Source organism: Hymenobacter cellulosilyticus, from assembly GCF_022919215.1.
Classification (GTDB): domain Bacteria; phylum Bacteroidota; class Bacteroidia; order Cytophagales; family Hymenobacteraceae; genus Hymenobacter; species Hymenobacter cellulosilyticus.
The window spans coordinates 5,660,335-5,679,603 of the sequence record NZ_CP095046.1; the positions used below are offsets into that span (position 1 = coordinate 5,660,335).

At 60.9% G+C, this 19,269-nt stretch carries 14 protein-coding genes and 1 pseudogene; 8 read left to right on the top strand and 7 right to left on the bottom strand.

Features of this window, described 5'->3' with window-relative positions:
- Positions 1 to 410: 410 nt before the first annotated feature.
- From MUN79_RS27680 to MUN79_RS27715, 8 genes and pseudogenes are all read left to right on the top strand, one after another.
- Positions 411 to 1,558 (top strand): annotated as a pseudogene (locus MUN79_RS27680) (SulP family inorganic anion transporter); the annotation flags it as partial.
- Between the two features lie 249 nt (positions 1,559 to 1,807).
- Entirely contained in the window at positions 1,808 to 2,770 is a 963-nt protein-coding gene (locus MUN79_RS27685; RefSeq protein ID WP_311136804.1) for a carbonic anhydrase, read from the top strand.
- Between the two features lie 121 nt (positions 2,771 to 2,891).
- Positions 2,892 to 3,575 carry a response regulator transcription factor gene (locus MUN79_RS27690; protein ID WP_244675674.1) on the top strand — a complete coding sequence of 228 codons (684 nt, stop codon included), beginning with the start codon at positions 2,892 to 2,894 and terminating at the stop codon, positions 3,573 to 3,575.
- Between the two features lie 388 nt (positions 3,576 to 3,963).
- Entirely contained in the window at positions 3,964 to 8,487 is a 4,524-nt protein-coding gene (gene gltB, locus MUN79_RS27695; RefSeq protein WP_244675675.1) for a glutamate synthase large subunit, read from the top strand.
- A gap of 139 nt (positions 8,488 to 8,626) precedes the next feature.
- The gene (locus tag MUN79_RS27700) at positions 8,627 to 10,096 is read left to right on the top strand and encodes a glutamate synthase subunit beta (protein ID WP_244675676.1); all 1,470 of its coding nucleotides are present in this window, start codon (positions 8,627 to 8,629) and stop codon (positions 10,094 to 10,096) included.
- Positions 10,097 to 10,175: 79 nt separating this feature from the next.
- Positions 10,176 to 10,592 carry an STAS/SEC14 domain-containing protein gene (locus MUN79_RS27705; RefSeq protein ID WP_244675677.1) on the top strand — a complete coding sequence of 139 codons (417 nt, stop codon included), beginning with the start codon at positions 10,176 to 10,178 and terminating at the stop codon, positions 10,590 to 10,592.
- A gap of 193 nt (positions 10,593 to 10,785) precedes the next feature.
- Complete coding sequence (locus MUN79_RS27710; RefSeq protein WP_244675678.1) at positions 10,786 to 11,802, top strand: NAD(P)/FAD-dependent oxidoreductase; 1,017 nt, start codon at positions 10,786 to 10,788, stop codon at positions 11,800 to 11,802.
- Between the two features lie 85 nt (positions 11,803 to 11,887).
- Positions 11,888 to 12,214: a 2Fe-2S iron-sulfur cluster-binding protein gene (locus MUN79_RS27715; protein WP_244675679.1), complete on the top strand. Its 327-nt coding sequence runs from the start codon at positions 11,888 to 11,890 to the stop codon at positions 12,212 to 12,214.
- Between the two features lie 82 nt (positions 12,215 to 12,296).
- On the opposite strand, the gene MUN79_RS27720 is transcribed toward MUN79_RS27715, so the two are convergent.
- The 7 genes from MUN79_RS27720 to MUN79_RS27750 all read right to left on the bottom strand — a co-directional run bounded on the left by MUN79_RS27720 (position 12,297) and on the right by MUN79_RS27750 (position 19,232).
- Positions 12,297 to 12,809: a hypothetical protein gene (locus MUN79_RS27720; protein WP_244675680.1), complete on the bottom strand. Its 513-nt coding sequence runs from the start codon at positions 12,807 to 12,809 to the stop codon at positions 12,297 to 12,299.
- A gap of 162 nt (positions 12,810 to 12,971) precedes the next feature.
- Positions 12,972 to 13,442: an alpha-2-macroglobulin family protein gene (locus tag MUN79_RS27725; protein ID WP_262923090.1), complete on the bottom strand. Its 471-nt coding sequence runs from the start codon at positions 13,440 to 13,442 to the stop codon at positions 12,972 to 12,974.
- Positions 13,397 to 15,397 carry an alpha-2-macroglobulin family protein gene (locus MUN79_RS27730; protein WP_311136805.1) on the bottom strand — a complete coding sequence of 667 codons (2,001 nt, stop codon included), beginning with the start codon at positions 15,395 to 15,397 and terminating at the stop codon, positions 13,397 to 13,399. Before MUN79_RS27730 ends, MUN79_RS27725 begins: the two co-directional genes overlap by 46 nt.
- 5 nt (positions 15,398 to 15,402) lie before the next feature.
- Positions 15,403 to 16,344, bottom strand: a complete 942-nt coding sequence (locus tag MUN79_RS27735) for a hypothetical protein (RefSeq protein ID WP_244675683.1) — start codon at positions 16,342 to 16,344, stop codon at positions 15,403 to 15,405.
- A 166-nt stretch (positions 16,345 to 16,510) separates the two neighbouring features.
- Positions 16,511 to 16,780, bottom strand: a complete 270-nt coding sequence (locus tag MUN79_RS27740) for a hypothetical protein (RefSeq protein WP_244675684.1) — start codon at positions 16,778 to 16,780, stop codon at positions 16,511 to 16,513.
- Positions 16,768 to 17,349: an MG2 domain-containing protein gene (locus tag MUN79_RS27745; protein ID WP_244678406.1), complete on the bottom strand. Its 582-nt coding sequence runs from the start codon at positions 17,347 to 17,349 to the stop codon at positions 16,768 to 16,770. Before MUN79_RS27745 ends, MUN79_RS27740 begins: the two co-directional genes overlap by 13 nt.
- The gene (locus MUN79_RS27750) at positions 17,307 to 19,232 is read right to left on the bottom strand and encodes a hypothetical protein (protein WP_244675685.1); all 1,926 of its coding nucleotides are present in this window, start codon (positions 19,230 to 19,232) and stop codon (positions 17,307 to 17,309) included. The genes MUN79_RS27745 and MUN79_RS27750 overlap by 43 nt, the downstream gene beginning before the upstream one ends.
- Positions 19,233 to 19,269 lie beyond the last annotated feature (37 nt).

Here is a 19,269-nt window from a genome sequence, read left to right on the forward strand (position 1 = left end):
AAAAAACTACTAAGCCAAGCTCAACATTATAGTTGCCTTACTATCAATATCTTGATTGAACATCACTACTCCGATTAAATTATAGTTAAAGTTGTTTTATGCCGTTAATTTCCAATTTCTCAAAACAATTTACTTTCATCAGTTTCTAATAAATTTTTAACCAGAATCTAATAAGCTTATAATACTGCTTTAATTCTAGCCCCGTATTAAGACTATACATTTGTAGCGGATATTTCAACCATCTGAGTACGAAGCTCTTTTTGTCGGCCCACCTGATTAGAAAACCTCTTTAACGCTGCGCCGCCCGCATCCGAGTCCATGTGCCCGGCTCTGTGTCCGACTTCCTGTCCTTCATTTCCACTTCGCGGCTTCTGGGCCGCGCCGGAATCACCATGCCTTTTCCTTCGCCTATGTCTAGTATATCTGCTGCGCCCAAAACCTGGGATTTTTCATACTTCAAGAATGATCTGCAAGGTGGCCTGGTGTCGTTTTTGGTGGCCGTGCCCCTATGCCTGGGTATTGCGCTGGCGTCGGGCGCCCCACTGTTTTCGGGCATTATTGCCGGAATCGTCGGGGGCTTGGTAGTAGGCGCTCTGAGCCGCTCGGCGGTCAGTATTTCCGGGCCTGAGGCCGGTCTGATTCTGGTTGTGGTTAGTAGCCTGGAGGCATTGGGCTCATTTCGGGCCCTACAATTGGCATTGTGCGTGGCTGGTGGCCTACAGATACTGATGGGCGTGCTGCGGGCCGGTATTATCAGCAACTTTTTTCCGTCCTCGGTTATCAAAGGCATGCTGGCCGCTATTGGCATTATTCTGATTCTGAAGCAGCTGCCCCATATTCTGGGCTACGACGCCGACGCGGTGGAGTCCTTGGCCCTGTTCTCCTGGAACGGCGGCAACCTGGAAGGCTTGATGGAACACGCCGTGCGCGAGTTCAACCCCACGGCCCTGGTCATTGCCCTGGTAAGCCTGGCCGTCCTCATTGCCTGGGAACAGCCCTTCTTTAAGAATAACCGAGTGCTGTCGGCGGTACCGGCGGCGCTGATTGTCATCATCATCGGCATTACGCTCAACACCGTGGCGGGCCTGCTCAACCCGGCTTATATGCTGGCCGGCACGCACCTGGTGCAGCTGCCCGTGCCCAAAAGTGCCGGGGAGTTTCTCGACCTGTTTACCCTGCCCGACTTTTCCCAGCTTACCAACCTGAAAGTATATACCGCGGCCTTTTCCATTGCGTTGGTAGCTAGCCTGGAGGCCCTGCTGGCGGTAGAAGCTACGGATGAACTGGACCCGCTGAAGCGTAAAACGCCCACCAACCACGAGCTCAAGGCGCAGGGCGTCGGCAATATCGTGAGCGGTTTGCTGGGCGGCCTGCCCCTCACCTCGGTTATCGTGCGCAGTTCGGTGAGCATCAACGCCGGGGGCGCACCAAGCTGGCGGCCCTGGTCCACGGCAGCCTGCTCGTAATAAGCGTGGTGCTGTTTCCGGGCTTGCTCAACCTGATTCCCTGGGCAGCCCTGGCAGCCATCCTGCTCGTGACCGGCTACAAGCTGGGCCGCATCAGCATCTTCAAGCAGCATTTCCAGGCCGGCATCACCGAGTTTCTGCCTTTCATCGTGACCATCGTAGCCATTCTGCTGACCGACCTGCTCATTGGTATCGGCATTGGCGCGGCGGTGGGCTTGTTCTTTGTGCTGCGCGAAACCTACAAGAATGCCCACTTCTTCCAAAGCTACTCGGTGCAGGGCCAGGAGCACTTGCGCATCAGCCTGGGCGAGCATGTCTCGTTCCTGAACAAGGCCAGCATCATGACCGTGCTCAAGGATATTCCGGTGAACACCACCGTGGAAATTGATGGCACCAACTCGGCCTACATCGACCGGGACGTGCTCAGCGCCATCGAGAACTTCCGCGAAACGGCCCGGCAGCGCAACATTCAGCTGATTTTCCTGCGCAAAGGCGAAGATTACGCCCAGAACCTGGCTGGTCAGCCCCACGTGAGCAGCAAGGAAGCCGACTTTGAAGCCTACTACAAGCTCTTCGACAACAACCGCAACTGGGTGGCCGAGAAGCTGCGCCGCAACCCCCACTTCTTCGAGGCCGCGGCCCAGCAGACGCCCAAATTCCTGTTTATCGGCTGCTCCGACAACCACGTGTCGGTTAGTGAGATGACCGGCACGGCGCCTGGCGAGGTATTCGTGCACCGCAACGTGGCCAACCTGGTTGTGAGTACCGACCTGAACCTGGCCTCGGTGCTGCAATACGCCGTGGAGCAGCTGCACATCCAGCACATTATTGTGTGCGGGCACTACGGCTGCCGGGGCGTAAAAACGGCCATGCAGAACGAAGACGCGGGCGTGGTGCACAGCTGGCTGAGCACTGTGCGCGAGGTAATGCACAAGCACGACCATGAGCTGGGCGCGCTGGAAACCGAGGAGGAACGCTACCGCCGCCTGGTCGAACTCAACGTTATTGAGCAAGTCTACAACCTGCAGCAAAGCTCGACCGTACAGAACGCCACCACGCCGCTGCACCTGCACGGCTGGGTGTACGACATCCACGGCGGCGTCATCCGCGACCTGGAGGTGGACGTGCGCCGCGACTTTGCCGAGTACGACACGATATTCCGCTACCAGGTGGCGCCCGAAGGCCTGCGCCGCCTGGCTGGCAGCCTCACCCAGGCTCCTTCCATCTATTCGGTTAGCACCGGCGCGGGTCCTATCATTGCCATTCCGCCCTTCGACGCCGACGCTGCCCTGGGCGTACCGTAGCCCGATTGTTTGCCCCACCCGCTTCCCATCCCACCCTGAGTACCTTTTGTCAACCCGGTCATTGCTTCCGGCAGCCTCCCACCGGCCGCCGGGAGCCGTGATGACCACTGCTTGTGCGCGGATGAATATTTTGCTGGTAGAAGACGATTTAATGGCCGCCGCGCTGCTGAAGCGCGGCCTGGAACAACATAACCTGACCGTAGCCGTGGCCCTGAATGCACCCTCGGCCCAACAGATGCTGGCAACCACCATCTACACCGCGGTGCTGCTCAAGGCCGACCTGCCCGAATCCAGCGGCTTCGAGCTGTGCCGCTATATCCGGCAGCACCACGACAAGCTCTCGGTGCTGATGTTTACCGACAACCCCACCACCGAGTACAAGCTTCAGGGCTTCGAAGCCGGCACCGACGACTACCTCGTCACGCCCTTCGAGTTCGGCGAACTGCTGGCCCGGCTGCGGGCCCTGCACCGGCGCTACCCCGCGGCGGCCCCGCCGGAAAACGTGCTGAAGGTAGCCGACCTGGAGCTTTACGGCCGTAGCCGCATAGTGAAGCGCGGCGACAAGCGCATCGACCTCACGGGCCGGGAGCTGGCCCTGCTCGAGTATTTTATGCACAACCAGGGCCGGGCCGTTACCCGCCAGGAAATTGTGCAAAAGGTCTGGGACCTGGCTTTCGACACCGGCACCAACGTGGTGGACGTCTACGTGAATTACCTGCGCAAAAAAGTAGATAAGAATTTCTCGCCCAAGCTGATTCATACGCTCAACGGCATCGGCTACATCCTGGAAGAGCGCACCGCCTGATTTTATTCTTATCGCTCGATAGTTAGTGAAAGTGTGGCTCGGGGCTTCAGCCCGCCGTTCCGCTCCATTGCCCAGCCTGGGTCTGCAAGCCCGGCTGCCGCAAGGCGTGAATCAGCGGACTGAAGCCCTTGTCATTGGCACCCATTTCAACCTCAATAAGAGCCTCTGCCCCAGATGCTACGCATCGGCTATTGTAACGTAACGCCGCTATTAAACACGCTTATACACTGATTTACAGTGTATTAACAAAGTAAATCCCGGCCTTTGGGCGCCGTTGGAAATCGTAGGCCAGAGTAAGTCTGGCGTGCCTGCTTCGTGCAGGGGAATATCTTGCCATTTCGGCCTGCATCCACACTGGCCGACGGACTCCCCACGACACCGATATCCGATGACACCCGATACTAGCGCGCAGGGTCTGTACCGCCCCGAGTTTGAGCACGATGCCTGTGGCACCGGCTTTATTACGTATCTGAACGGGCAGAAGTCGCACCAGATTATTGCCGATGCGCTGACCATGCTCGAAAACATGGAGCACCGCGGTGCCTGTGGCTGCGACTCCGATTCGGGCGACGGCGCCGGCCTGCTGCTGCAGCTGCCCCACTGGTTTTTCCTGGAAGAATGCACCGCCCTGAGCATCCGCCTGCCCGAGCCCGGCAGTTACGGCGTGGGCATGGTGTTTCTGCCCAAGAAAAACTCGACCAAGGATGCCTGCCGCCAGCTGATTCACGACGCGGCGGCAACGCTGGGCATGGCCGTGCTGGGCTTCCGGCCGGTGCCGGTGAACCCCGCCGGAATCGGTCCTACGGCTCTGGCTGCCGAGCCCGACATGGAGCAGGTTTTCTTTGGCCGCCCGGCCGGGGTTACCAATCCGGAGGATTTTGAGCGCAAGCTCTACGTACTGCGCCGCTACATCACCAAGCTGGTGCTGGAAGCCAACCTCAAGGCCGGCGGCGACTTTTACTTCGCCTCCCTGTCCTGCAAAACCATTGTTTACAAGGGCCAGCTCACCACCTACCAAGTGCGCGGCTACTTCCCCGACTTGTCGGATGAGCGGGTTACCTCGGCCTTCGGCATGGTGCATTCGCGCTTTTCGACCAACACGTTTCCGTCGTGGAAGCTGGCCCAGCCTTTCCGGCTGCTGGCCCATAACGGCGAAATCAATACGCTGCGGGGGAATCTGAACTGGTTTTACGCCGGCATGCGCAGCTACGTGTCGCCGTACTTTTCCGCCGAGGAAATGGACATGCTGCTGCCCGTTATCGACGAGGGGCAGTCGGACTCGGCCTGCCTCGACAACATCGTGGAAATCCTGCTGCACTCGGGCCGCTCCCTGCCGCACGTAATGATGATGCTGGTGCCCGAAGCCTGGGACGGCAACACCCAGATGGACCCGTGGAAAAAGGCGTTCTACGAGTTTCACGCCACCTTTATGGCTCCCTGGGACGGCCCGGCGGCGCTAATTTTCACTGACGGCCAGAAAATTGGGGCCATGCTGGACCGCAACGGCCTGCGGCCCCTGCGCTACGTGGTGACGGACGACGGCCGCGTGATGGTAGCTTCCGAAGCCGGGGTGCTGAGCATTCCGGAGTCGACCGTCATCCAGAAAGGCCGTTTGCAGCCGGGTAAGATGCTGCTCATCGACACCGTAGCCGGCCAGATTATTACCGACCAGGGCATCAAGGCCCAGGCCGCCGCCCAACAGCCTTACGGCGAGTGGCTGAATGACTATCAGATTCGGCTGGAAGAGCTGCCCGAGCCCCGGCAGGTGTTTACCGACCTGGCCGCCGACTCAGTGTTCAAGTACCACCAGGTATTTGGCTACACCCGCGAGGATATCGACACAATTATCACGCCCATGGCTCTGGAAGGCAAGGAACCCATCGGCTCAATGGGCGTGGACGTGCCCCTGGCCGTGCTTTCCGACCAGCCCCAGCATTTGAGCAGCTACTTCAAGCAGTTCTTTGCCCAGGTCACCAATCCGCCGATTGACCCGATTCGGGAGCGGTTGGTGATGAGTCTGGCCACGTTCATCGGCAACAACGGCAACATTCTCGACGAGAACAAGATGCATTGCCACTGCGTGGCGTTGCGCCAGCCCATTCTGAACAATCTGGAGCTGGAAAAGCTGCGCAGCATCGACACGGGCATGTTCAATGCCAAGACGCTGCTGTCTTACTTTAAGGCCGATGGCAAGCCCGGCTCGTTGCAGGACGGCCTGGCCCGCCTGTGCCGCTACGCCGAAGACGCGGTGAATGACGGCTTTGAGGTGTTAATTCTCTCCGACCGGGGCCTGGATTCCAAGCACGCCCCCATCCCGTCGTTACTGGCCGTATCGGCCGTGCACCACCACCTGATTCGCAAGGGGCACCGGGGCTCGGTGGGCCTGGTAGTCGAAGCCGGCGACATTTGGGAAGTACACCACTTTGCCTGCCTGCTTTCCTTTGGGGCCACGGCCATCAACCCCTACCTGGCCCTGGCCACCATTCAGACCATGCACCAGGGCGGCGACTTCAACACCAGTCAGGAGCACCCCCAGCTGGTGAAAAATTACGTGAAGGCCGTGTGCGACGGGCTGCTGAAGATCTTCTCCAAAATGGGCATCAGCACGCTGCAAAGCTACCACGGGGCCCAGGTGTTCGAAATTCTGGGCCTGAACCAGGAAGTGGTGGACAGCTACTTCACTGGCGCCGTAACCCGCATCGGCGGCCTGGGCCTCGATGAAATTGCCCGCGAAACCCTCTACAAGCACTTTCAGGGCTTCAAGAGCAGCACGCCCGAGGAGCAGCAATTGTTGCCCGACGGCGGCGTGTACCAGTGGCGGCGCCGGGGCGAGGCGCACATGTTCAATCCCGAAACCGTGCACCTGCTCCAGTTGGCTACCCGCACCGGCAACTACGAAACCTACCGCCGCTACGCCAAGCTGGTGAATGAGCAGCCCGAGCGGATGTTTACCCTGCGCGGCCTGCTCGACTTTGCCCGCCACCGGCCCTCTATTTCCCTCGACGAAGTAGAGCCGGCCGAAGGCATCATGAAGCGCTTCGCCACGGGTGCTATGTCGTTTGGCTCGATTTCGCACGAGGCCCACAGCACCCTGGCCATTGCCATGAACCGCATCGGGGGCAAGAGCAACACCGGAGAAGGCGGCGAAGACCCGATGCGCTACGAGCAGTTGCCCAACGGCGACTCCATGCGCTCGGCCATCAAGCAGATTGCCTCGGCCCGCTTCGGCGTCACGGCCCACTACCTGACCAACGCCGACGAGTTGCAGATCAAGATGGCCCAGGGTGCCAAGCCCGGGGAAGGCGGGCAGCTACCCGGCCACAAGGTCGACGCCTGGATTGCCAAAACCCGGCACGCCACGCCCGGGGTGGGCCTAATTTCGCCCCCGCCCCACCACGACATCTACTCCATCGAAGACCTGGCCCAGCTAATCTTCGACCTGAAAAACGCCAACCGGGCCGCCCGCATCAACGTGAAGCTGGTAAGCAAGGCGGGCGTAGGCACTATTGCCGCGGGCGTAGCCAAGGCCCACGCCGACGTGATTCTCATTGCCGGCTACGACGGCGGCACCGGGGCTTCGCCCATCAGCTCCATCAAACACGCCGGTCTGCCCTGGGAGCTAGGCTTGGCCGAAGCCCACCAGACGCTTTTGCGCAACCAGCTCCGCAGCCGGGTGGTGCTACAGGCCGATGGGCAGATGAAAACCGGCCGCGACCTGGCCGTAGCCGCTTTGCTGGGCGCCGAGGAATGGGGCGTGGCCACGGCCGCGCTGGTAGCCGGCGGCTGCGTGATGATGCGCAAGTGCCACCTCAACACCTGCCCCGTGGGCGTGGCGACGCAAGACCCGGAGCTGCGCAAGCTCTTCAGCGGGCAGCCCGAGCACATCGTAAACCTGTTCCGTTTCCTGGCCGAAGAGCTGCGTGAAATCATGGCTGAGCTAGGCTTCCGCACTATCAACGACATGGTGGGCCGCACCCAGTTTCTGAAGGTGCGCGAGGGAATAACCCACTGGAAAGCCCGCAAGCTGGATTTGTCAGGGGTACTGCAGCCGGCGGCCAACCCCTCCGGCGGCACGCTCTACCACAGCGAAGCTCAGGACCACGGCCTCGACAATATTCTGGACTGGCAGCTGTTGTACCACGCCCAGGTGGCTCTGGAAGAGCGGATTCCGGTGTTTGCCGAGTTTCCGGTGCGCAACACCGACCGCACCATCGGCACACTGCTTTCCAACGAAATAGCCAAGCGCTACCATGCCGCCGGCCTGCCCGAGAATACGGTCAATTTCCGCTTCCATGGCTCAGCGGGGCAAAGCTTCGGGGCGTTCAGCGTGAAAGGCTTGTCGTTTGCCCTGGAAGGTGAGGCCAACGACTACGTAGGCAAGGGCCTTTCCGGGGCGCAGCTGGCTATTTTCCCGGCCGCCGACGGCAAGTTTGTACCCGAGCACAACATCATCATCGGCAACGTGGCCCTCTACGGCGCCACTTCCGGGGAGCTGTTTGTGCGCGGGCAGGCCGGGGAGCGGTTTGCCGTGCGCAACTCCGGGGCCACGGCCGTGGTGGAGGGCGTTGGGGACCATGGCTGCGAGTACATGACCGGCGGCCGGGCCCTGATTCTGGGCCGCACGGGCCGCAACTTCGCTGCCGGCATGAGCGGGGGTATTGCCTGGGTGTACGACCCCGACGGCACCTTCCCCGACAACTGCAACACCGAAATGGTGGAGCTCGACCCGCTCGATGCCGACGACGAGGCCCAGATTCAGGCCTTGCTGCGCAAGCACCAGCAGCTCACGGGCAGCCAGCTGGCGGCCTATCTGCTGGGCAACTGGGGCGAGGAAGCCGGGCGCTTTGTCAAGGTGTTTCCTTCCGAATACAAGAAAGTGCTGCAGCAGGCCCACTATGCCACGGCCCGATAGGCGCTTACTCCTCATTAAAAAGAACGTCATGTGAAGGGCAGCGGCAACCTCTTTCGGGCGAAACTGAAGTTCTGGGCGCTGCAACGGCCAGAAAAGGAAAGGTTTCGCTGCCCTCACATGACTACCACAGAATAGCAACATGGGACACGTTACCGGTTTCAAGGAATTCAGCCGCGAGCTGCCACCCAAGGCCGCACCCCAGGAGCGGGTGCAGCACAACAACGAGTTTGTGGGCCTGTACTCCGAGCCTCAGCTCAACCAGCAGGCGGCCCGCTGCATGGACTGCGGTATTCCGTTCTGCCACGCCGGCTGTCCGCTGGGCAACATCATTCCCGAGTTCAACGACGCGGTGCACAAGCAGGACTGGCACGAGGCCTACCAGATTTTGTCGTCGACCAACAACTTCCCCGAATTCACCGGCCGGATTTGTCCAGCGCCCTGCGAGTCGGCCTGTGTGCTGAGCATCCACTCGGCCCCGGTAGCCATTGAGGAAATCGAGAAGCACATCATCGAAATTGCCTTCGCCAAAGGCTACGTGCAGCCCACGGCCCCGGTGCTTAAGTCGGGCAAAACGGTGGCCGTGGTGGGCTCGGGTCCGGCCGGGCTGGCGGCTGCCGCCCAGCTGGCCAAGGCCGGCCACACCGTCACGGTGTTTGAGCGCGACGACCGGCCCGGCGGCCTGCTGCGCTACGGCATTCCCGATTTCAAGCTGGATAAGTGGGTAATTGACCGGCGAATTCAGCTCCTGGAAGAGGACGGCATTATTTTCCGCTGCAATACCGAAATTGGTAAGGACCTGCCCGCCGAGGAGCTGACACGCAACTTCGACGCGGTGGTGCTGGCCGGCGGAGCCACCGTGCCCCGCGACCTGGGCCTGCCGGGCCGGGAGCTAGCCGGCATTCACTTTGCCATGGACTACCTTACCCAGCACAACCGCCGAGTGAGTAACCTGCCTGTGCTCGACGAGGCCATCTGGGCCGAAGGACAGGATGTAGTGGTTATCGGTAGCGGCGACACAGGCTCCGACTGCGTGGGCACGGCCAACCGGCAGCGGGCCCGCTCCATCACCCAGTTTGCCCTGATGCACCAACCCGGCACCGAGCGGCCGGCTCACACGCCCTGGCCCCAGGAACCGGCTATTTTCCGGACCAGCACCTCCCACGAGGAAGGCTGCCAGCGGTATTGGGGCGTCAATACCAAGGCTTTTCTGACCGACAAAAACGGGCAGCTCCGGGCCTTGCTGGTCACGGATATCACCTGGGAAACCGACGTGCTGGGCCGCCGCCTGCACTTCACCGAAATCGAGGGCTCGGCGCGCGAAATTCCCTGCACGATGGTGCTGCTGGCTTTGGGCTTTGCCGCCCCGCAGTACGAAGGCTTGCTTCAGCAGCTGGGGGTGGCCCTGGATGACCGAGGCAACGTGCAGGCCGCCGACGGCGACTTCTCGACCAGCCGGGCCAAGATTTTCGTGGCCGGCGACATGCGCCGGGGCCAGTCCCTGGTGGTCTGGGCCATATCCGAAGGGCGCGAGGTAGCCCGCCGGGTGGATGCTCTGCTGACCGGCAAAACGGCTTTACCGAGCAAGGACGCAGTGGGAATGTTTGCCTAATCGGCGCGTTGGTCCCTATTATATAGCGCTTTGGTAACATTCCGTGTGGATGTTCACCAAAGCGCTGTTTCTTTGTGGCATGTCATTGCCATCTTCCGTTTCGTCGATTTACTTCCGCAACGCGCTTTGTAGCATTTCTTACGACAGCCAGGGCTTTATCCTGCTGGTGTGGGCTAATGTAGTGTGCCAGGACCAGGAGCTGCATTCCATTTATGAGCACACGCTGCAGGCCCTACGGCACCACGGCACGGGTAAGCTACTCACCGACCACCGCCTGCGCCAGCCCTTGCCCCTCTCGGCTCAGCAATGGATAGCCCAGGAGTGGATTCCGCGGGCCATGCGCGAGGCCGGCTACAGCCACTGCGCCATCCTGGAAAATCAGACCCCGCTGGGGCGACTGGCCGCCCGGGCCGTGGGCGACGCCCTGAGTCTGCCGCTGGATTTCCGCTATTTCAGTACACTGGAGGAGGCCAGGGCCTGGTTAAGCAAAGCGTAGGGCAGGCGGCGAAAACGCCCCGCTTGTTTGTATCTTTGCGCCCCGTCAGACTTTTACCACTCAGCTAAAGTCGCCACGCGTTGTGGCATTTTGTGGGGTTTTGTCCCGCCAAACCGACGTTTGCGCCAACGTTTCCAGCGGCTTAGTTGTTAAGCTACTGGCCGCGCCGGCCGCTCATCTTATTGCTTAGTTCATGACCAATTCCATTTCTACCGATATCTGCATTATCGGGGCGGGCCCAGTGGGCTTATTTGCGGTGTTTGAGGCGGGCTTGTTGAAGCTGCGCTGCCACGTGGTAGATGCCCTGCCCCAGGTGGGCGGTCAGCTTTCTGAAATCTACCCTAAGAAGCCGATTTACGATATTCCCGGCTTCCCCGACATTCTGGCCGGCGACCTGGTCCAGAACCTGATGCGGCAGATTGAGCCCTTCCACCCTACCTTCACGCTGGGTGAGCGGGTAGAGCGCCTGGCCAAGCTTGAAGACGGCTCGTTCCAGCTCTTCACCACCGACGGCACCGAAATCTTCTGCAAAGCCATTGCCATTGCCGGCGGCCTGGGCTCGTTTGAGCCCCGCAAGCCCGCCGTGGAAAGCCTCGAAAACTACGAAGGTGGCCGTGGTGTGTACTACATGGTGCGCGACCCGGAAACCTTCCGCGACCGGCGCATCGTCATTGCCGGCGGCGGCGACTCGGCCCTCGACTGGACCATCTTCCTGGCCGACGTGGCCAAGGAAGTAACCCTGGTACACCGCGGCACCACCTTCCGCGGCGCCGCCGACTCGGCCGAGAAAGTGCAGAAGCTGCACGAGGCCGGCCGGGCCCGCCTGGTTCTCTCCTCCAACGTGACGCACGTGCACGGGCAGGATGGCTTGGAAGCCGTGACTATTACAGCCAACGACGGCACGACTGAAACCCTGCACGTGGACGCCTTTATTCCGCTGTTCGGTCTCACGCCCAAGCTCGGCCCGATTGGCGAGTGGGGCCTGGAGCTCGAAGACGACGCGGTGAAAGTCAACACGCTGGACTACTCTACCTCGGTGCCCGGCATCTTCGCTATCGGCGACATCAACACCTACCCCGGTAAGCTGAAGCTTATTCTCTGCGGCTTCCACGAGGCGGCACTTATGGCCCAGGGTGCTTACAAGTACATGTTCCCCGACAAACGCTACGTGCTCAAGTACACGACCGTGAACGGGGTGCCCACTCTGTAGTTTTTAGTTTAGGGCTGTTGGTTTCCGAGCTGCTTTGTTGTAGCCAAAGCCAACAGCCCTAAACAAGAAACCGTAAACCAAGAATATGACCGACGAAGTACGCGTATATGTAGAGGAAGCGCCCAGCCAGCGGCGCGAAGTAGTGGCTCCCACCGACATGGCCCTGAGCCTGATGGAAGTGCTTAAGGCCAGCGGTTACGATATTCAGGCGACCTGCGGCGGCATGGCCCTGTGCGGTACCTGCCACGTGGAGGTGCTGGCCGGCCCGGCCCTCGACGAGCCCAGCGACGACGAGCTGGCCATGCTCGAAAGCCTGCCCGTGATGACCCAGGGCAGCCGGCTCTCCTGCCAGATCCGCATCAACAACCGCCTCGACGGCCTAGTGGTGCGCCTGATGCCCCAGAACACCTAGGCGCTGAGCGAAGAGTGACCCAACAAAAAAGGAGAACCAGACTGGTTCTCCTTTTTTGTTGGGTCGTGCGGGCGGAGCAAGATTACCGCCGACGTTTCCTTGAGCTGCTCTTCTTTTTGGCAGAGCTGGATTTCTTTTTTGAGGAGCTGCTTTTCTTTCGGGTGCTGCTGGTCTTCTTTTTAGCAGAGGAGCGGCGGGATGAGGAGCTGGACGAATGGTGCGTAGAGCGGCGCCGACGGGTAGTGTGGGGCCGGGTAGCGGGCTTGGCGGCCGGGGCCGCCGCTTCTTCAACCTTGGCTTCTTCCGGCCCAATGAAATTGCGCGCCGTCATTTCCTCCGCCGTGGCGGCCTGCTGGCTGGCGGCTTCTTCCTGGGCAGCAGCTTTAAGGGCCGCGGCCTGCTTGCGCCGTACCGGCATCAGAAAATCACGCTCGGCCCGCTCCCGGGCCGAGAGCTTCTCTTCGCCGGGCAACGTGGCCGTAACGGGCAGCGCTACCTGGCCCTTATGCTCAGTTGAACCAGCTTTTTTTCCTTCTTGTGCAAGGACCGACGTGCTGATTAATAGCAGGCCGGCCACAACAGATAGTATTCGCATTGATATCAGGTCAAGGACTGGGAAATGGCAAAATTACTATTGCCATTTTTTAATACCAAACGGGTTACTTATTTAAACTGCGCCAAAGGCCTTTTCAACGCGTTGAACCGGCATTTCATCCTAAAAAATCCTATTTACTCTGCTTATCTGCTAGTGCCGTTATCAGCACCCGGGTGCCGGCCGAATGGGCCGCAAACTCCGGGCGTAGAGACACTGCAGCTGACTGAGGCCGCCCGAAAAGTTGCCACTCTGTGCCGCCCGCAGCCGATACTCAAAGGTGTGGGTGCCCTTGGGGAAGTAGCTGATGAAAAAGTTGGTGGCCGCATCCCGCGGGCTCTCATAATAGCCCAGCCCGCTTTGGTAGCGGTAGCCCGAGGTCTGGGCAATGAGCTCCAGGCCCGCCGCCCGCTGGTCCTTCAGGTGCACGTATTCCAGGTCGCGGTCGGCGCGGAGCACCAGGCGCACCACCAGCACGTCGCCCACCCGCAGGGGCGTGGCGGCCGTGAGCGGCTCTAACACGGGACCACCGGCGGTGCGCTGTTCCCGATACAGCTGGCGCTCCAGCTGCAGACCGGCAGTGGCCGCCGTTACCTTGTCGATTTGCTCGAAATACTGCCAGTACAGCGCCCCCAGGCCACGCCCGCGTCGGTTTTCCGAACCGTGACTTTGCCTTGCTCGGGCCGGATGCTGGCCGCATCGAAGGTGGTTTTGAAGTAGCCGGTGCCGGCCTGCTGACTTGTGGGCACAGGGGCTGCTACGCCGCCGAGCGAGATGTGCACGGGCTGGGCGGGCTGCAGCCAGTCGGAGCCGCGCAGCAGCAGGGCATAGCAGGCATCGGCGGTGGCGCGGGTGCTGGGCCAGTTCTGGGTTTGCTTCTGTTTGAGCAGCCAGAGCTTCATTTCGTCCACGGCCCGCCGGTTGTTCTGCACTTCGTCGAAGGCCTCGATGAGCGTGGCCTGGGTTTCGGTGGGAGCTTCGCGCCAATAGTAGCCGCCGCGTACCTCCTTCCAGTACATGCCCAGCTCCTCAGAATGCAGGGCGTTCTGCGTCAGAGCCGTCATGATTTCTTTTACGGCCGTAGGCTGATTTTTCTGGCGGTGCAAAGCCAGGGCAATCTGGGCCTGCAGGTAGCGCGTCTGCTCGGTCCAGAACGAGGCGGCTTGCTGCTGGTAGTACGTGCGGGCGGGCTGGTCGGCCTTCGTTACGGCTGGCACAGGCCAGAAGCTGCGGGCGTACAGGGCGTGAATCTGCAGGTCGGTCAGGTGGTTTTGCTGAAGGTCCACGCTTTTCTGGCGGCGCAGCTCGGTGTAGTCTTTCTGCAGCTGCCCATCCAGGTACGACAGCGCCCCGGTCAGAATCGGGCCGGCCTGCTCATCCTGCAGAGCTGAGAAGGCGCCCAGACGCTGCAGCTTGCCAAAGCCGGCTACGATAAGCTGGGTGATGTACCGGTCGTCGGGCATGCGCTCAAACCAGGGAAAGGCCCCGGTTGGGCTTTGCATTTTGGCTAGCTTGGTCAGGGCCCGGCTGGTTTCGGCTTTGAGGCGGGCTTCATCAAACAGCTCCGTCAGGCGGCGCATCCGCTCGGTTTCCGACTGAGCGTCGCGCACCCAGGGCGTTTCCTGAAGCAGCAGGGACTTTAGCTCCTGGTTTTGCTCCAGCTTGCTGGTAAAGGCAGCTTTGTCGCCGCTCTGGGCCGCGCGCTTCCACTCTTCCAGCACGGGCCGGATGCGGGGGTTGCTCTGCAGAATTTTAGCGGCCAGCAGATTGGCATAGAGCCGGCTGAAGACCTGCTCCGAGCACTCATAAGGATATTCGGTCAGGTATGGCAGGGCCTGCACGGCGTACCAGGCCGGGTTCTGGGTCATTTCCAACGTCAGGGAATAGTTGCGGCGGGTGGCCGAGGTGGTGCTGGTCAGCTTCTTGAGCTCAAACTCCCGCGTGGTCGGCCCCACAACGGGCAACGGCAGACTTTCAGTAATCAGCATCCGGTTGGGCAGCACCGGCAGGGTATTTTCCTCACCATCGGAGAAAGTCGGCTGGTTGTTTATAGTTTTTGAGCTGGCCTTTTTGGTGCGCTTGGGCTTCTTGCCGTTGGCGGTGGCTTGGCCTTGCGCCACCACGCGGTAAGTCAGGGCTTCCAGGGGCAGCTGGCCCTCGGTGGTTTCAGGAATACTCAGTTCCCAGCTTACGGCCGTGCTTTGGTTGCCGCTGAGCTTGAAGGGTAGCTGGGCCGCACTTTTCAACACCCGGGCTTCTATTGGCTGCTGGGTGCGGGCATCAAAGAGGAAAAGCTGGGCGGTGCCGCTCAGGGGCTGGTCGGTGAGGTTGCTGAGCTTGGCCGAGAAGCGCAGCTGGTCGCCTTCCCGAAAAAAGCGCGGGGCATTGGGCGTCACCTGCAGCTGCTTCTGGGTTACCAGTTCCCGTTGCAGCAGGCCGCTGTGCAGCTGCTGGTCGTGGGCCAGGGCCAGCAGCTGCCAGCGCGTTACGGCTTCGGGCATCTGGAACTCCAGCACGGTTTCGCCCTGGGCATTGGTGCGCAGGTCAGGCAGCCAGAGGGCTGTTTCGCGGAAATCCTTGCGGGCTTGGATATTGCCTAAATCAGGCGCGGGGCAGCAGTAGAGGGTGGTGGTGCGGCAGCGGCTTCGGCAGCGTTTTCTCCTGACGCTGTATCACTCACCTTGTCACTACTGACCGACATACGCAGGGCCTGAGGCGCAGGGGCACCAGCCGCTATAACTTCAACATCTTGCTTAATCATAGGCGGTGTAAACCTCACCCGGGAGTTCTTGGAAAGTAGCTTGTAGTCGTTTCTGCTTTCCTCGTTACCTAGCGAATACCGCCACCAATTCAGGTGTGGATACAGCACCGCTACATCACTATCGTTTGGCTCAACGTCAAATAACCCATTCGACTCCTCTACCCCAAACCGCCCGGTCCAGGCTAGTCCGGCCGGATAATAAGGCCTAGGAAACTCCAACCCACTAAAGCTGTGAGCCCGAAAAACATCCAAGGACTTGTCGTAGAGCGTGGCCAATAGCTCCGCCTGGGCGGGCTGTCCGGCGGCTTGGTGAATCGTGACGCGCCAGGTTTCCTTCTGGCCGGGCTGCAGCTTGTCGCGGAAGGTGGCAATGCTAAGGACCAGCGGAGCGGGCGGGGTGGCTACCTGCACTGTGGCCGAGTGCAGGTACAGACGGTTGTCGCGCACTTGCGTCACGTGTACGTAGAGCTGGGCTTCACTTAGTGCAGCCGTCGTTGGAACCTCCAATACGCGCTGTTCCCCGGCCTGTAGCGTGAGCCATTCGCGGCGCAGGGATTCGCCTTTGGCTTCAGCTTCTACCAGAATGCGGGCCTCGGCTTCGGAGCTTCCCACCAGGAAACGGGCCGGCTGACCAGGTAATACGCTGTCCTGCAAAGTCACAAACCAGTCGGGCGTGGGCAGGGGCAGCTTGGCAGAGGCGGCAGAGTAGAGCGTAAAGGGCTGCTCCGTTTGCACGGCCTCACTGCCCGCCGTGGCCGGCACTGTAGCTTCCAGCACATAGCGGCCGGGCTCTTGCCCGGCCAGGCCCCCGGGAGTAAGGGCAGCCCTGGGCTTTTATCGGTGTCAAACTCCTGGGTGAGCACTAAGGTGCGGGCCCAGGTGCTGTCGTTGTCTTCCAAGCCGTAGGCATCCAGGGGAAACAGCCGCTTAAATTCTTGCTGGCTTAAAGCTTCCCGCTCCGGCCGCGCCCAGGCGCGGGGCCGCAGGGCGCGGGCAGGGGCGTGAGTCGGAACAGGCGCAGCTGCCCGCGGGCAGGGCGGGCCTCACCGGCCGCATTGGTGCTGAAGAGTCGCAGAGCTGGCAACTTTTCCCGGTTCAGCTGCTCAGGCACGTCCAGGCGCAGGGTTAGAGCGGTGCTGCCGAGGCTGATGTGCTGCTGACCAGTGCGGGTTTCGCCGGCCGCATCGGTCACATCGGCTGTTACCTCGAACACGTAGCCAGGGTTCCAGGGCCGCGCTTGTTGCGACCCAGCTGCGCATCTGCTTTTGCCACAAACTTCACCGCAAAACCGCCGGCCGAGTCGGTTTGGGCCGTGCCGCTCAGAATCTCCATTTCGGGCTGACCACCATCATACCCGCGGCTAAACAGCGGCCAGAACGTGCGGCGCACCACCCGGTAGCTCACTAAAGCCCCATCGACGGGCTGGCCGGCATAGGCCGCCGCTTTGCCCCGCACGGTCAGTTCCTGACCCAGCACGGGCGTACCCGGCACGGGCTCAAACGTGACCTGAAAAGTGGGGCGCTTGTAGTCTTCCACCGCGAAGCTCGCACCGCCTTCATCGGTCTGCAGGCTCATCTCTCCGTTGAGCAAACCAGTAGGTAGCACCACCGTGCCGTGGAAAGAGCCAAATTCGGAAGTAGTAAAGGGCAAGGTCTGCACGGTTTGCCCGTTCACGTCTATCAGGCGCACGGATATGGCCTGCCGGGTAAGCAGCTGCGACTTGCCCGCACGGGTTTCCGTCAGAATGCCCTTGAAGTATAGGGTTTGGCCGGGCCGGTAGATGGCGCGGTCGGTGTAGAGAAAGGTACGGCGGTATGCCTGCTCCGGCGCTTCTGGACGTCTTGGCCCATAATAGTAGCCGTTGAAATTTTCAACCAATAAAGAGTCATTGCCCTGGTAAGAAAAATACCGGACAAGCGAGTGTTGCTGCTTTCACCAGCCAACATAGGAATGCGCACCTGTCCGTCGGCATCCGTCAGCATAGCGGGGCCGCGCCGCTGTTTAGTGGTGCGGGCTTTGGCATCGTAGTATTGAAACAAAGGCAAAACTTTGACGGCGGGCAAGGGGCTACCACTTTGCCGGTGGGCTAGCAGCAGCTGCGTTTGGCGGGCCCTATCTTCGTTTCGCTGGACATAGCTTAGCTCACTCACGCTTATAAATGAGCGGGTCGTAACCAGTCCTTTCCGCTCCCGCGTTGGGTTTTCCTCGGCGGTACTTACCACTATCAGGTAAAAGCCCAGCGGCAATGGCTTACCAGCCTGCTGCACGCTGTGTGGACGGTAATCCTCCGGCCCGGCGAGGCTCATTTCCCAGGCCGCCACCGGCTTTTTGGCTAGTGCCTGGGCAAAGAGCTTCTCAAAGTTGTATGGCTCACTCACGCTGCCCGGCTCGGAAAGACGCACGTTGTAGGCATTGCTTACCCGATAGGCTTTGGCATACAGCTTAGGGGCGTTGCGCACCTGCAGCTTCAGCAGCCACGGCTGGCTAGGCAGCACTACTTCTTCCGCAGTAAAGCTTACTTGCACAGCTTCAATACGCTGGCGCAGAGCCTGTGCCATCTGTGCTCCCCGGGATTTGGGAAACCGCTTTTCGGCCTGCAGGGCAATTTCACGGGCCTGGGCCGGCTCGGTTAACTCCAGGCTTTGGGCCTGCGCAACCAAAAACTCCGTGGAAATCGGCAGACGCTCGAGGGCCACCGCCTCGCGGGCCAGGGCGGCGCGGTAAAGCACATCTTTATCCGGCACCACGGCGTGTTGGTGCACGAAGAGCAGACGCTTCAGGGTCACATCAGCAAGGGCAGCGGGGTTGGCCGCGTCGGTAAGGCGGAAAGCGGTAAGCTGCTGCAACGCCTGCAAGGCGTGAAACTGCCCGTTGAGCGAGTCGGCGGCCGGAGCTACCAGCGGCAGGCGGGCAAAGTCGGTAGCGGGCCCGAACAAGGTCGGGTCCTGAAGCTCGAACTGAACGGCGGGCGTGGTGAGGTAGAGCTCGTCGTTGCCCAGGCCCTCCATGGCGCGGTGGGCCAGCAGGTCATAGAGCGTGGGCCGCAGCTGCCGGCCTTCGGCTGTGCCGCCGGTTACAGCGTAACCCAGGGCGTTCAGCAGCAGCTTCTGCTGGCGCTGGGGCTCGTCCTGGAGCGAGGCGCGGAAGTGCTGCACCACGGCGCTGCCCAGGCGGGCGGCGTCCCAGGTCTGAATGTCGGCGGCGCTGGCATCGGCGGCGTTGGGGGCCGCAACTGTGCGGTCATAAAGCTCATAGCGGTGGGCGTCGTAATACTGGGCGTAGAGCTGGGCCAGCAGGCTGTGCAGAATGGGCCGGGCCGGGAATTTGGCCGTTTTCAGGTCGGCCTCCACCAGGGCAATAGACTTCACATCGGCGTTTTCCTCCTTGGCTTCGAGCAGGCGCAGCTTGTAGAGCAAAGCCCGCAGGTACTCGGGCGTGTCCTGGCGCTGACGGGCGGCGCGGTAAAGCTCATCGACCAACTTGCCAGCTGAGGCAGTCTGGTCTTTTTTCAGCAGCTGGTCTACCTGCTGCCACTTTTTGGGGTCGGGCCCGTTGCTGCCGGGGGAAGAGAACGGGAAGAGCCAGTGGAAAATAACATCAGCAGAGCCAGCAGGCTTAACAGGAATGGACGCATAGGATAGACTAAGAGGAGGGCAAGTTGGCAAAGTTTTGATGCCTGGTTGAGCTTTATTCCACACGCCC